General features: G+C 54.8%; 10 protein-coding genes. 9 read left to right on the forward strand and 1 reads right to left on the reverse strand.

Translation table 11 applies throughout. From position 1 onward, the window contains the following. Positions 1–5,035: hypothetical protein (locus FBQ85_15030; GenBank protein MDL1876463.1), on the reverse strand; the 5,035-nt coding region annotated here is incomplete at its 3' end. 1,056 nt (positions 5,036–6,091) lie between these two features. On the opposite strand from FBQ85_15030, the gene FBQ85_15035 reads away from it, so the two are divergent. The 9 genes from FBQ85_15035 to FBQ85_15075 form a co-directional block, all read left to right on the forward strand. After that, on the forward strand, positions 6,092–7,039 hold the full coding sequence (locus FBQ85_15035) for a J domain-containing protein (GenBank protein MDL1876464.1): 948 nt from the start codon (positions 6,092–6,094) through the stop codon (positions 7,037–7,039). 90 nt (positions 7,040–7,129) lie between these two features. Continuing rightward, positions 7,130–7,513, forward strand: a complete 384-nt coding sequence (crcB, locus tag FBQ85_15040; GenBank protein ID MDL1876465.1) for a fluoride efflux transporter CrcB — start codon at positions 7,130–7,132, stop codon at positions 7,511–7,513. Positions 7,514–7,515: 2 nt separating this feature from the next. Further along, positions 7,516–7,854, forward strand: coding sequence for a DUF190 domain-containing protein (locus FBQ85_15045; protein ID MDL1876466.1), 339 nt, complete (start codon positions 7,516–7,518; stop codon positions 7,852–7,854). Positions 7,855–7,923: 69 nt separating this feature from the next. Beyond that, entirely contained in the window at positions 7,924–9,435 is a 1,512-nt protein-coding gene (locus tag FBQ85_15050) for a Do family serine endopeptidase (GenBank protein ID MDL1876467.1), read from the forward strand. A 50-nt stretch (positions 9,436–9,485) separates the two neighbouring features. After that, on the forward strand, positions 9,486–9,857 hold the full coding sequence (locus FBQ85_15055; GenBank protein MDL1876468.1) for a TraR/DksA family transcriptional regulator: 372 nt from the start codon (positions 9,486–9,488) through the stop codon (positions 9,855–9,857). Positions 9,858–10,137: 280 nt separating this feature from the next. Beyond that, the gene (dnaK, locus tag FBQ85_15060) at positions 10,138–12,039 is read left to right on the forward strand and encodes a molecular chaperone DnaK (GenBank protein MDL1876469.1); all 1,902 of its coding nucleotides are present in this window, start codon (positions 10,138–10,140) and stop codon (positions 12,037–12,039) included. A gap of 143 nt (positions 12,040–12,182) precedes the next feature. Continuing rightward, entirely contained in the window at positions 12,183–12,908 is a 726-nt protein-coding gene (locus FBQ85_15065) for a tetratricopeptide repeat protein (protein MDL1876470.1), read from the forward strand. Between the two features lie 197 nt (positions 12,909–13,105). After that, positions 13,106–14,026: a hypothetical protein gene (locus tag FBQ85_15070; GenBank protein MDL1876471.1), complete on the forward strand. Its 921-nt coding sequence runs from the start codon at positions 13,106–13,108 to the stop codon at positions 14,024–14,026. 126 nt (positions 14,027–14,152) lie between these two features. Continuing rightward, positions 14,153–14,513 (forward strand): ATPase (locus FBQ85_15075; protein ID MDL1876472.1); only part of this gene is annotated, 361 nt, incomplete at its 3' end.

A 14,513-nucleotide genomic window follows, 5' to 3' on the forward strand; every position in this document is an offset into this window, starting at 1 on the left:
CTTGCAGCGGGTTATTCACCACGCCGGAAAGGCTGTCTCCAGAAATCTCTTTCAACACAAACGCCGGGCCTACTTGCGCGCTCGCCTGGAAAATCTGCGGCGAACCGGGCAGCGTTTGTGCGGCTTGCGCGCGCACTTTATTGTTGTTCACGCCAATCTGCGAACCCAGCGTGAGCTTTACCTGCGCCCGGCCGGTAGAGTCGGTTTTGACTGTGCGGGTGGCAGCGCCATTCTCAAGTTTGCCGTTGCCTTCGATAACCGTAAACGTCACATCTTGCTGCGGCACGCCGTGATTCAGCGTGTCAAACAACGCAACTCTGAACGGATTGGCAAGCTGCTCGCCGGCAATGCCGGTTTGATTGTTGCCTGAAACCAGGGTCATTTCTCTAAGCGCGGCTGCGCGCACCGTGAAATTCTGCGGCGAGCCTTGCAAAGCCTGGCCATTGAACTCGGCGCTGGCGCGCACGCGATTTTCACCGCCGGCGGTCGGGCCAAGCACGAACGGCGCTTTGGCCTCGCCGTTGGCGTCGCTGCGAATGATTGCAGTGGCATTTCCGTTGATGGCGCCATTGCCCTGCTGCACTGTAAATGTGACGGCAGCGCCTGAAATTGCCTTATTGCTGGCATCGGTAATTTTCACGACAAGATTGGCAGGCGCCAACATGCCGGCGGTGCCAACCTGGCCATCGCCCGCGGTTTTGGCAAGCCGGGCCGGAACGCCGGCGCTCGCCGAAAAGAGGATGGGACTGCCGGTCAAGCCGCTCGCACTCGCGCGCACTTGATTGGTGAGCGCCGCATTGGCGCCAAGCGTGAGTGTCACACTTGCCAGGCCTTGCGCATCCGTGGCAACGGTGTCTGCAGTCGCGCCCGCCAACGAGCCGCCGCCTTGCATCACTTCAAACAGAACATTGCTGTTGGCGATGGCGTTGCCGGCGAGATCCGTTACCTTCACCACAAACGGCGCACCCAATGGCAAACCGGCGGTGCCCAATTGATTGTTGCCGCTGATTTCCGCCAGCTTCGCGGCAGCGCCAACTGTGGCCTGCGCCGAGAACAGCAGCGGTGATCCGTTAAGATTTGTGCCGCCGGCATTTTGCGCCAGCGCCCGGACCTGCTGCGTGCCGACGGTGTCGCCCAGCGTCCAATTGACCGCGAGGCGGCCATCGGCGCCGGTATTGCGCACCACTTTGACATCATCGATGCGAAATCTGCCGTTCGTGAGTGTTCTGAAATACAAGGAACGGTTGGCGGCTTGTTGATTCGTCGCGGTGATCGTGTAAAACTGCCAATCGTTGCCGGTGGCCTCCGGCGTCACGTCGACGATGGTTTCCTGTTGATTGCCGGAAGCATCGTTCATGCGCCACGATACGCGCAACACGCCGCTGTCGACTTTGGCCCAGAACGAAAGCGTGTAGCTTGCGTTTGCCGCATAAGAAATCACTTGCGAAGCGCCGACGCCGTTGCGGTTGGCATTAATAAACAAACTGCGCGCGCCGCTGTGCGGATTGGTGGTGTTCAATCGAACTTCATCCGTCGTCGGCGAGCCTTCCAATGTCCATTGTGACGGCAAGCCGTTGTTGCCGCGTTCGAATCCGCCATTTTCAACGATATTGTGGCCGGTGGTCGTGCCGCCGCCGCGCACGGTTTCAAATTCCACCGGAAAATTCGCCACGTTCTGGCCGCCGGCGTCTGCAACGTGCACCACCAAAGGCGCCGGTAACGTGGTTACCACGCCGCCGGTTTGGCCGGAGCCGCTTATGGCTTCCGCCGCGGCTGCGACGCCGCTGGTCGTTTGCGCCGTGTATTCGAGCTTCTGCGTGGTGAAGGCCGCGCGCGCTTCGACTTTATTCTGCGCCGAACTGTTGCCGGGCGCGAATAACACCGAAGCCAGGCCGGTGGAATCGCTAATCACGCGATAGTTTGAAAGTGTACCATTACCCTCCGTCACCACCCACGAAACGCGGCCATTGTCGGTGGGATTTCCGAAGCTATCCGTAACAGCAACGGTGAAGGGTTGAGCCAAAAACTGGCCAGCGGCGCCGGATTGACCGCTGCCCGTGGCTTGCGCCAAGCCGCCCGGCAAACCAGGCCGCGCGGTTAAATTGAATAACGCCGGCAACAGGCCGCCAAAATTGGCCTCCACTTTGATCGGCCCGGCGATTTGGCCGAGCGTCACTTCCGTGCTGGCAATGCCGTTGTCATCGGTGCGGCTGCCGCCTTCTTCTTTGCCTTGCGGGATGTAGCTGGCGTTGCTGGTGATCAAGAACTTATCCAAACGCGTACGATCGAAGCGGCCTTCCACCACGATGGTGTGCTGACCGGCATTCCAATTATAAGTCTTGGGATCGGACTGCGGATTGCCGGGATTGCCGCTGCCGCGTTCGCTCAGTAAATCCCATTGCCAGGTATTGGAACGCTGGCCCTGAAAAACATCATAGATGAATGGACTGCCGCCATCAACGCGAACGGTCCACGAGTTTGCGCCGCTTTCACCCGGCGTCAAGCTGCGCGTCCAAATGTAATATGTGCCGCTCACCGGAATCGTGAACGTGTAGATGGCCGAACCGGCTTCATCCTGCGGCTCGGGATAAACGAGATATTTGCCGCCTGAAGCTTCCGCGTCATCTTGCGTAATCAACGGCGCGGTGATCTGGCCGGATTCCGCTTCGATGCGGATATTGCTGTCCGAGCCGCTGAAGCTCGCCTGCCCAACTGTGGCGATAAAATTCACTTCCGCACCCGGCACAGGGTTATCAAAGCTGTCGAACAATGAAACGCGCAGCGGATTCGCGAGCTTTTGCATCACACGGCCGGTCTGGCCGCTGCCGCTGACCACCAGCAGCTTGGAGGGCGCGCTGGGTTGTACGCCTGCTTCGAAGCGCGTAATCGCATTTTCGGCGGCCAGCGTGCTTTCCAGCACAAAACCGCTATACGATCCGTTTTCAAGCTTGGCGGGATCGGAAAGCGTGCGGTCAAATATGCCGTTGATGTAAACATCGAAAAAGTGCGCGCTGGCTTCTTTGCGCACGATAACTTTCATCTGGCTGCCGGCGGTGGTGTTCGGGCCAAAGGCATTGCCCTCGTCAATCATCGTGGTGAGATCGCCGTTTTGCACATGCCACAAGCGCGTCCTGGTGCGCTCGTTCGAATGCTGAATCATGTAGCCGTTGGGCGCGCTGCTGAAACTGTCGGCCATCACAAGCACGCCGGAAAAGTTCGCGCCAAAAACCGTGGCATTATCACCCCAGGTGATGCTGACTTCCTGCGCGTTGCGCGCCAGTTTATAAACCGCCGTCGTCCAAATGTCGATCGTGGCCGTGTGCTGGACTTCATTATTGTTGATGATTTGCAAGCGCGGATCGCTCGCCCAATTCGTTCCCAGGCCCGGGCCGGGGCGATTGAAGGTATCGACGCTGAGCGTCAGCGTCGTGGTGGTCACAGTCAACACATTCGACAAGCTGGATTTGTTGCCGATTTCATCGACGGTTTTCAGGGCAAAATAATATCTCGTGCCGCTCTGCAAACCGCCGGCGGTGAAGGTTTCGGTACTGCCGGCCGGTTTGGGATTGCCGAGCCCGGAAACTTGCGTCGCGCTGTCGAAATTGCTTTCGGTGATGTTCGAGGTGGAATAACGCAAGTCATAAGAACGCGCGGTGCCGGTGTTGCCGTCATCGCCCGGCGCCGTCCAGCGCAAATCCGCTGTTGCGGAGGTGACATTGGTTGCGCTCAAGTTAGTGACAAAAGCCGGAGGGGTATTGTCGATTTGCTTGAACAAATGAAAATCATCAACGCCGTCCGTGGTGTTGCCGTGTACCATCATGCCGGCATACGTTGTGACGGAATTGCCCTGCAGTTTGGCCGGATCGTCGATGATCGCATCGAGTTGATCATTCAAATAAACCACGAAATGATGGCCGGCATCGTCGCTGCGCCATTCCACGCGCAGCTTGTCGCCCGCTTGCGGCGGCGTTGTAACGCTGCCGTTCACGGTCGCGACCGCAGCGCCGGGCACGCCATCGACAATCGTGAATAAACGCACGCTGGTGGCATTGCGCAGCAACAAATAGCCGCTGGCATCCGTGGTGGCATTGTTGAGCAACAGCGCGGCGCCGGTGAAATAGCGACCTTCCTCATTCGACAGGCTGCCGTAGGAGAATTCCAATACATTGGAGTTGGTGATCACGTTGGGAATGGCGAGATGATTGTTCCACGCATCGACGGTGGAGGTGTTCACCAACTGGTTGCTCTGCACTTGAAAACCGGGATGCGCCGTCCAGTTTGCGCTCAACGGCCCGGTATTGAAATCATCAAAGAAATCATCCACCGTGGGCGCCAATCCCTGAATCGCATTGTAAAACTCGACGGCCATCAGCTCGTAGCCGGCGTCATTGGGATGCAGATTATCCTTCATGAGGGTCGTTTCCCAATTCGCGTCGGCCATAATGCGGCCGGCGTTATCCACCAACACCACGCTCTGCCCGGCTGCGGCTTTTGCGGTTACCAGCGTGGCCAGCAACGCGTTGAGATTTTCCGTGGTGGTTTGTCTCGCTGCGCTGTCTTTGCGCGGCACAACGGTGGAGAGAAACGTCTTAATGGCGGGATCTTGCGCGTGAATCGCGTCGAGAATTGCGGCAATATCATCGCGCACTTGCGTTGCGGTTTCATTCAGCGAAATATCATTCGTACCGACTTCCAGCAGCACATAATCCGGATCGTAGGTATTGAGGTACGTCGTCACGTCGAGCTGCTCGGCGCGAAAGCCGCTGTGGCCTTCATGATCCGTATCCGCGAAACCGGTGCCGTCTTGCAACGAGCCGACAAAATCGAACGGCACGTTGGCATTGCTCAGCAGGTTGTAGAGATAATACCGGAAACCGGCATTGTTGGACGAGCCGGTGCCTTCGGTAATCGAGTTGCCGAGCGGCATGATTTTCGTTTGTGCGTGCGCCGCGCCGGTGAAAAAAAGCGCGGTCGCGAGCAGGCACATCTGCACAATAACCCGACGCAGCCAATGCTTGGAGGGCATGCATGACATTTGAGTATCACCTGAGATTCGTGGTTGGTTCACTGTAGGCTCCCTGTTAAACTGAACTTGCAATGCAGTCGCAATTCCTCTGCTAAATAACGAACCGGCCTAGCGCAAAGCATATGCCAGTGATGCCCGCATGTGACACCGCTAAAATGTGATCGAATTATCAAGTGCTTAGGTTCTGCGAAGCCTGCCGGCCTTGCTATAACTCTGTGTATTCGCCGAACATCTGTTTCAGGATTGAACAGGAAAAGATTCGAAAATGTGGCGCGTTTTCGCCCGTCCAAATTCCAGCGCAGCTTTCAAATGAGCCAATAATGGCAAGCCTTCGGACCGCCTCAACAAAGATGGCTGCCAGCAAAAAATTAACGTAGATTTTAGGCACGTTTGAGACCCCGGTTCTCCTGGTCGGCTCGAGTTCGATAAAAACCAAAACAAGAGCAAACAGAGATAACGGAGATTTTTTCTCTCTTCACTCCGTTTTAGAGATTTTGTTGTACTGTAATCTACGCCAGCTTTCGGGCACATTGAAAATCACAGCTCTGCGAACAGCCTTATATTCCACCCACAAAAGTGAAAATCCCGCAGAAGCAAAAAACTTTTTCTGTGGGACTTCAATTTTGTGGACCAAAAAACTTTCAGAATTTAATTCGAACTTTGAACGGAATTGTGCGCAGCGGACTGTCGAGCTTTGATGAATAGCAACCTTCCTGCAAAATTCAGGTTCTATGGATCCACGATTAAATAACTTTCCCAATCTCCAACCGGACAGCGCCGGAACGGACAAAAAAATCTTGCGTTTCACAGGATGGCTTGAATGAACCGGCGATTCACTTTTGCTGTCAAATCATCCGCTCTTGAGTCATACTGGCAGAAGGGAAAAAACTCTATGAGAGCGGAAGCGAGCAAACTCATAAAAATTAGTGAAACATTTTGGTAATAATATTGGCATATTGCTTGCTTAGTTTGGACAGTTAAATTGCTTAAAAGATGTCAATCTGTCACAGGTTCATATAAAATGTCGCCTCTGCAGTAGGAGTCAGAGGCGGTAACGGCCACAACATGCGATTCAAAGACTACTACAAAATTCTTGGCGTGAGCGAGAAGGCGGGACAAGACGAGATCAAGAAATCCTATCGCCGGCTGGCGAAGCAGTTTCATCCGGATGCCAATCCGGGCGACCGCGCCGCCGAAGAACGCTTCAAAGAAATCAACGAGGCGTATGACATTGTCGGCGATCCGGAGAAACGCCATAAATACGATCAGTTGCGTTTTTACGGCCGTCCGGATTCCACCACCAATGGCGAATGGTTTTCGTTTGATCCGGAATTTCTGCGCAGCCACGGCTACGGCATGTCCGGCATGGGCAATCACGGCGCGTTCGGTTCGTTTTTCGCACAAGGCGGCCAGGGATTCGCGTTTTCCGATTTGCTGCGCGATCTCTTCGGTTTTAACGGTTTTTATACCGAGCCTTCGCCGGCGCACAGCGCGCCGCGCAACATCACCGGCAGAATAAGAATTTCATTTGTTGAGGCCATGCGCGGGGCCGAGCGCACAATCTCGGTGCGGCAGAAAAAAATGTGTCCGGTGTGCCAGGGCAAAGGTCAGGAGGGGTACGCGCCCTGCAATCGCTGCAACGGCAGCGGCCAAATCTCTTCGAAGAAGAAAATTCGGATCAAATTGCCTGCGGGCGTGGAAACCGGGCATCAACTGCGCTTGCGCGGCTTGGCGTCGGAGAATTCCTTCGGCCCGGCCGGCGATGTGATCATTACCGTGGAGGTCGAGCCGCATCCCCATTTCACGCGCGCCGGCGCCGATGTTTTTTATGAAGCGCGTGTTGCCGATCAAGACCTGCAAGCCGGGACACGCGTGCGCATTCCCACCATCGAAGGCAAACAAGTCGAGCTGAATGTGCCGCCGGGCACGAAGAAAGGCACGGTATTTCGCCTGAAAAACTATGGCGCGAGAACCCCAAATCGTTTAGGGGATCAGTTTATTAAAATTGTGTAACCCGGCTCTTTCAAAACATGCGGCGATGGAGTCCGCCCTTAAACGCCCACGCTGATGACTCCTACCGAATTTTATTTTTAAGGAAGCCTCATGCTCAAAATAATTTTGGTAGGCGTCGGCGGCTTTGCCGGTTCGGTTTTGCGTTATCTTGTAAGCGGATACGTGCAACAATTGACCAAAAACGTCGTGTTTCCTTACGGCACGCTGGTTGTTAATCTCGCGGGATGCTTGTTCATCGGGTTTTTGTCGCAATTGGCGGAGAGCCGCAGCTTGTTTACCGCAGAGTCGCGCCTGCTGATTTTTACCGGATTTTTGGGCGGCTTCACCACGTTTTCAACGTTCGGCAACGAAACCATGAACCTCTTGCGTGACGGAGAAAACGTGCCGGCGTTGTTCAACCTGGGCATGCATGTTGTGTTTGGTCTCGCCAGCGTCTGGCTCGGCCGCATACTCGCTCATGCCATTTGGAGGTGACCATGGCATTGCCGGAAGAAGGTTATTTGCTGCGCGTTTTCATCGGCGAAAGCGACAAGTATGAGGGCCGGCCTTTGTTTGAATGGATCGTGCTGCAAGCGCGTGCGCACGGTTTGGCGGGCGCCACGGTCTTGCGCGGCATGATGGGATTCGGCGCGCACAGCCGCATTCATACCTTCAAAATCGAGCGGCTCTCGGAAGATTTGCCCATCATTGTCGAAATTGTCGATACCCGCGAGAAACTTGAGAATTTTCTGGCCGTCATCGACGGCGCGATTGCCGAGGGCCTGGCGACGCTGGAAAAAGCCCACATTCGGTTCTATCGCAGCGGCAAAACATGATCTTTCTATTCTCTCCGGAAGCTCGGAGCGACCGGACGGTTTTACCATTCTTACTCAGGAGAAGGGGTTATGTCAAAACATAAAACCATCGGCGTCATGTCGCTCATGCTGTTTCTCGGAGCGATTGTGGGTTTGATCGTCGCCTCGAATTTCGAGTGGACCAAACCCGGCATCGCGGAGAGCAAGCCGGAATTCAAGCTCGCTGCCAACGCCAGCGAGGCGGCTTCAAATGAAGATGATTTGTCCGGCGACGTTGCAGATTTGGCCGCCACCAGCAAGGCTTATGTTTCCGTAGCAAAGCGCGTCATGCCCACTGTGGTCAGCATCACCAGCGAGAAAGTCGTGCGCGTGCGCAACCCGCTCACCGAGTTTTTCCACGAAGATTGGTGGCGCAAACGCCGTCCGCGCGAGTTCCGCCAGGACGGCCTGGGCTCCGGCGTGATTATCAGCCCGGAGGGTTACATTCTCACCAATAACCACGTCATTCGCGAATCCGACGCCATTGCGGTGCTGATCGACAAAAAGAATTACAAAGCCACGGTCGTCGGCGCTGATCCCAAAACCGATCTCGCCGTGATCAAGATCGATGCGAAGAATTTGCCGGTTGCCCGGCTGGGAAATTCGGATGCCCTGGAAGTCGGCGAGCTGGTTATGGCTGTGGGCAGTCCGTTTTCCATTCATCTTGCGCACTCGGTTACCGCGGGCATCGTGAGCGGCAAAGGCAGAAATCAAGTCGGCGTGGGTGAAGTTGATTATGAAGATTTCATTCAAACCGATGCCGCGATCAATCCCGGCAACAGCGGCGGCGCATTGGTAAACCTGCGCGGAGAACTGGTGGGCATTAATACAGCCATCGTTTCCGGCGGCTGGGGCGGCGGCAATGTCGGTATCGGCTTTGCGATTCCGATCAATCTCGCGCGCCAGATTATGACCCAGCTCATCGAAACCGGCAAAGTCGTGCGCGGTTGGCTGGGCGTCAATATTTCCAGCGTCGATCAAGAAATTGCCCAAGAAATGAATTTGCCCTCGACGGACGGCGCGTTGGTGCGTGAGGTGATTCCCAGCAGCCCGGCATTCAAAGCCGGCGTGCGCGACGGGGATTTCATCGTTGCGATTGACGGCACGCCGATGCGCGATCAAAATCATTTGATGAATTTTATTGCCGGTTTTCGCCCCGGAACCGCGGTGCAAGTTAAATTGATTCGCGACGGCCGTGAACGAACGGTCACAGTCAAGCTCGGCGAACGCCCGGAAGACCCAAATGAGGAGCTGACTTCCACGGAAACGCGCAGCATGGAGCTGGGTTTGGCGGTGGCAGACTTGAGCGAGAATTTGGCCAATGAATTCGATATTCAAGAGGAATCTGGTGTTGTGGTCGTCGAAGTCGAGAGCGGCAGCCAGGCAGATGAAGAAGGCATCCGGCCCGGCGATGTGATCAAGGAGGTTGACCGCAAGCCGGTCAAATCTGCGGCGGAATACCGTCGTGTGCTGGATCAGGCCAAAGACCGGAAAGTCGTTTTATTGCGCATTGCGCGCGGCGACGCCAATTTCTTTGTTGCTTTGAAGCGCCGGAATGATTAGATTCACCGCCGTTTTTGAACATTGAACTTGTCCTAGGAAAGGCAGATTACATGGACAAAAAGAAACTCGAACATTACAAGTCACGATTGTTGCAGGAACGCGATCGCATTTTGCGCGCGCTCAATCAAAACGAGGACGATTTCGAAGGCTCGACCACGACGCGCAGCGCCGAATTTGAAGAGTCGGCCAAGCTCGATCGTGACCGCGAGTATATTTCCGGCTTGCTGACCAAGGATACCGATATCCTCTCCGAAATTGAAGATGCACTGAAACGCATCAAGGAAGGCACGTATGGCTACTGCATCGACACCGGCAAGGAGATACCGGAGGCGCGTTTAGAGGCCATGCCATGGACCCCGCGCACCCGCGATGCACAAGCCGCCTATGAACGCCGCCGCTCTGTCGGCCCCCCGGAAGATTAATTCTTTTTGTCGAGCCAGCGACTTCGTTATTGACGGCCTTGCTAAAAACAAGGCCGTCCCCTTTTGCTGACAACCTGTCATCTCTCTGAAAAAAAGACCTAAACGAGTTCCCACCTCGAGAAATCTCACCTAGTTTAAAGCATTTATAAACAATATCAAGACGCATGCGATCGCGCGTGGCATGCCATTTGTTTATTGATAGTGAGATTCGTTACACATTTTGCAAAGTCTCGAAATTAAATATCACCATCATTGATTCTTGTCTTGGAGGATTTTAGCAATGGGCAAAATTATCGGAATTGACTTGGGAACAACCAACTCTTGCGTCGCTGTTATGGAAGGCGGCGAGCCGGTGGTCATTCCCAATTCTGAAGGCGCACGGACGACGCCTTCTGTGGTAGCATTCTCAAAAACCGGCGAGCGTCTCGTCGGGCAAGTGGCGAAGCGTCAGGCCATCACCAACCCCACCAACACGATCTACTCGATCAAGCGTTTCATGGGCCGCCGCCACAGCGAGGTCAAACGTGAACGTGAATCCGTGCCCTATGCCGTGGTGTCGGGCAAAAATGACGTTGCCGTGGTGCGCATTGGCGACAAAGAATACACCCCGCAGGAAATCTCGGCGATGGTTTTGCAAAAGATGAAACAGACCGCCGAAGATTATTTGGGCGAGAAAGTCACGGAAGCGGTGATCACGGTGCCGGCGTACTTCAATGACAGCCAGCGGCAAGCCACCAAAGAAGCCGGAGAGATTTCCGGTTTGACGGTGAAGCGCATTATCAACGAGCCGACCGCGGCCTCCCTGGCTTATGGTTTGGATAAGAAGAAAGATGAGAAGATTGCGGTGTTCGATTTGGGCGGCGGCACGTTCGACATCAGTATTCTCGAAATCGGCGACGGCGTGTTCGAAGTAAAAGCCACCAATGGCGATACCCATCTCGGCGGCGACGATTTTGATCAGCGCATCATCGATTGGCTGGTCGCAGAATTCAAGAAACAGGAAGGCGTCGATCTCTCGAAAGATCCCATGGCGCTGCAACGCCTGAAAGAAGCGGCGGAGAAATCGAAATGCGAGTTGTCGACGGTAATGCAAACCGACATCAATTTGCCGTTTATCACGGCGACCAATGCCGGCCCGAAACACATGCAGATCACGCTCACGCGCTCGCGCTTCGAGCAGCTTTGCGACGATTTGTTCGAGCGCACCGTCGGGCCCTGCGAAGCCGCGCTGCGCGATTCGGATCTGCGCCCGAATGAAATTGACGAAGTGGTGCTCGTGGGCGGTTCGACGCGCATGCCGAAAATTCAGGAAATCGTGCGCCGTCTCTTCAACAAAGAGCCGCATCGCGGCGTGAATCCGGATGAAGTGGTGGCGGTGGGCGCCGCGATTCAAGGCGGCGTGCTGGCCGGCGATGTGAAAGATGTATTGTTGCTCGACGTGACGCCGTTGTCGCTGGGTATAGAAACACTCGGCGGCGTGACCACAAAGTTGATCGAGCGCAACACCACGATTCCGTGCAAGAAATCGGAAATTTTTTCCACGGCCGCGGATAGCCAGACGCAAGTCGAGATTCATGTGTTGCAAGGCGAACGTGAAATGGCGATCGATAACCGCACGCTGGGCCGCTTCATTCTCGACGGTATTCCGCCGGCGCCGCGCGGCGTGCCGCAAATCGAAGTCACCTTCGACATCGATGCCAACGGCATTCTGCATGTCGGCGCAAAAGATAAAGCCACGGGCAAGGAACAATCGATTCGTATCGAGGCCTCAACGGGCTTGAGCAAGGATGAAATCTCAAAGATGGAACGCGATGCGCGCGATCATGCCGCAGAAGATAAAAAGAAGCGCGAGCTGGTCGAAACGCGCAACCGCGCCGATCAACTCGTGTATCAAACCGAGAAGAATATTCGCGACATGGGCGACAAGCTCGACGCCGCCTCGAAAGAACGCCTGGAAAATGCCGTGAAGAAGATTCGCGACACCATGAAAACCGAGCGCGCCGAAGAGCTGAAAGCCGCCAGCGAAGAATTGAACACCATTTGGAATCAAGTCTCGACCAAGATGTACGAAGCTGCCAGCGCTGCCGGCAAACAAGCCGGCCCCAACGGCTCCCCCGGCGGCAAAGGCAAGGTCGAAGAGGCCGATTTCGAAGTGGTGGACGAAGGCGCTGGCAAGAACTAAGCATTGCCCGTGAGTTGGCAAAACAAAAAGGCGAGAGTGATCTCGCCTTTTTTGTTTTAGGCAGAATTCGCTTGATTTTATGGCGTTCACTCCTTAGATTTTCCCGCTTTTTTAGAAATTCGATCACACCAGCGGAGGTTGCGATGTCAATCACAAGGCTTCTGAGCGGGTTGTTAGCAACGAGCCTTCTCATTATAGCATGCGGCGAAAAGCTGAGCGAAGAGCAGCTCTACACCAAAGCCAAAGCAGCAGAGCTTGCCGGCGAGTTTACCCAGGCAGAGAAGCACTACAAAAAACTCAATGAGCAGTATCCCCAAAGCGCCCAACTCGAGGAAGTACAGGCCAAGCTGGCGCAACTGAAGAAGGCCAACGGCCTGGGCGAGGCGGAACTGCGCGCCGAGATTCAAAATTATGAAAAGCAGCAGGATTTTAACGCGGCTTTGGTGCTGTCGCAGGCGCTGGTGCAGCGTTTTCCCAAAAGCGCGGGCATCGACGAAATGCTGCAAAAGATCGGCATGATTTGCCTGAACAACCAGCAGCAATACCAACGCGCGGTGGATGCCTTTCAGCGGTTGATCGCCGATTTTCCGCAAAGCCCGCACGTGCCGCAAGCGCAGTTCATGATCGGATATATCTACGCCAATCACATCAAAGATCTCGACAAGGCGCGTCTCGCTTACACGGCGTTCAAAGACAAATACCCCGCGCACGAATTGACGCCCTCGGTCGATTGGGAATTGGAGCATCTCGGCCAGGACATCAGCGAGCTTAATCTCTTTACCGATTCGGCAGACAAGCCTGCCGAGCCGGCTTCCGTGAATGGCGCGGCGCAGAAGAAATCACAGACCGGCCCGAATGTCAAGCCGTAAAACTTTTTTTGCTGAGTTTCCGTCTAACAAGCCCGATGTCATTCTTTTGGCAGGCTGGAATACGCCAAAGTTTCGTCGCGGCTTTTTTTATTGTTGCACGAAAAATTTTGCAGCGCAAGTTTAACCACGCGTGCAAGTACGCCATAAAAGCTATTCCGCTGTAACAGCTTGCTCGCAAGAACGAAGTCGCTCAACCCATGCGATACACTTCCGTCCTCATTTGTTTGATCGCATTCTCTTTCGCGGGGCAGATTGCCCGGGCACAAGAAAGCCTCGAGATCAAGCTCAACGCTTCGATTTCGCCGCAGGAAACGCCGCTGAATCGCGCCGCGACTTGCGTGGTTCAGCTCACGTGGCGCGGCGATTTGTCGCAAGTTGAATTTGACCCACCGGAAGCGCCGCGCCTGTCGAATTTCAAGCTCACGGGTTCTGCCTCCTCCAACTGGGTTGGACTTGAAAACGGGGTTAATACGGCAATCAAAACGTTTGAATACACGCTCAAACCCGAAGGCTTGGGCATGGGTTATGTCGAGCCGTTGCGCGTGAGTTATCTCGACAAACGTACAAATGAAAAGCATGATTTACACACAACACGTTTGAGCGTGCAAATCATCGACGCGGTTGCGGAGCCGGGTGAAACGCCGTTGGGTTTGATTTTTGGAATTGTTGCCGGCCTTGCAATGGTGGGCGGCCTGGCTTATTTCTATTGGCAAACGCGCAAACAAAAAGCCGAGCGGGCAAGACAAGCCGCGCAAATTGCCAAACCGATCGAGGAAGAATTCCTGGAGGAATTGCAAGCGTCCGTCGATCTCAATGCGCTTGATGCAAAAGAAGCTTTCACGGCGCTGTCAAAGTTGTTGCGCAACTATCTGCAGAAACGCTTTGATATTCCAGCGCAGGGCATTACTTCCGCGGAAGTGGTTGCCGCTTTTCGTCCGCTCACGGCGGATCTCAATCAAGTCATGCAAGTGGAGGAAGTTTTGCAAACTAGCGATGTGGTTAAATTTTCCGGCGCCGGCGGCGATCCCAGCCGTCTCGCGCGGGCTTACGCCTTAACGGAGAATTTTCTGCGCGCGAACTTGAAGCCGGCGGAGATTGTCGCGCCGGCGGTGAAATAACGCCAAAAATGCCGCATCCGGAGAGGGCAGTTGATCAGAAACGAACCACGCAATACACTCGCGTGCCGCTTTAGCCGTTTAATCCGCACTCTATAAAATTCTTGCAGGGACTCAATCGGAGGTGTAATGAACGTCGACATTCAAGCGATTAATGAAAAGATTCGACGCGAAAGCGCATTCATCGAAAAACTTACCAAGGAAATTTCCAAAGTCATTGTCGGGCAGAAATACATGGTCGAACGCCTGCTGGTGGGCCTGCTCAGCAACGGGCACATTCTGCTGGAAGGCGTGCCGGGCCTGGCGAAAACCCTGGCGGTGAAAACCCTGTCTGCCGCGGTTCAAACCAAGTTTCAACGCATTCAATTCACCCCGGACTTGCTGCCGGCGGATTTGATTGGAACGCTGATCTACGATCAACGCAACGGCCAGTTCACCACCAAGAAAGGCCCGATTTTCGCCAACCTCATTCTTGCCGATGAAATCAACC

It is taken from the genome of Cytophagia bacterium CHB2 (genome assembly GCA_030263535.1).
GTDB lineage: Bacteria > Zhuqueibacterota > Zhuqueibacteria > Zhuqueibacterales > Zhuqueibacteraceae > Coneutiohabitans.

What these genes read in the sequence shown, in the direction of transcription:
- FBQ85_15035 (MDL1876464.1), top strand. Translation starts at nt 6,092, where the DNA reads ATGCGATTCAAAGACTACTACAAAATTCTTGGCGTGAGCGAGAAGGCG.
- crcB (MDL1876465.1), top strand. Translation starts at nt 7,130, where the DNA reads ATGCTCAAAATAATTTTGGTAGGCGTCGGCGGCTTTGCCGGTTCGGTT.
- FBQ85_15045 (MDL1876466.1), top strand. Translation starts at nt 7,516, where the DNA reads ATGGCATTGCCGGAAGAAGGTTATTTGCTGCGCGTTTTCATCGGCGAA.
- FBQ85_15050 (MDL1876467.1), top strand. Translation starts at nt 7,924, where the DNA reads ATGTCAAAACATAAAACCATCGGCGTCATGTCGCTCATGCTGTTTCTC.
- FBQ85_15055 (MDL1876468.1), top strand. Translation starts at nt 9,486, where the DNA reads ATGGACAAAAAGAAACTCGAACATTACAAGTCACGATTGTTGCAGGAA.
- dnaK (MDL1876469.1), top strand. Translation starts at nt 10,138, where the DNA reads ATGGGCAAAATTATCGGAATTGACTTGGGAACAACCAACTCTTGCGTC.
- FBQ85_15065 (MDL1876470.1), top strand. Translation starts at nt 12,183, where the DNA reads ATGTCAATCACAAGGCTTCTGAGCGGGTTGTTAGCAACGAGCCTTCTC.
- FBQ85_15070 (MDL1876471.1), top strand. Translation starts at nt 13,106, where the DNA reads ATGCGATACACTTCCGTCCTCATTTGTTTGATCGCATTCTCTTTCGCG.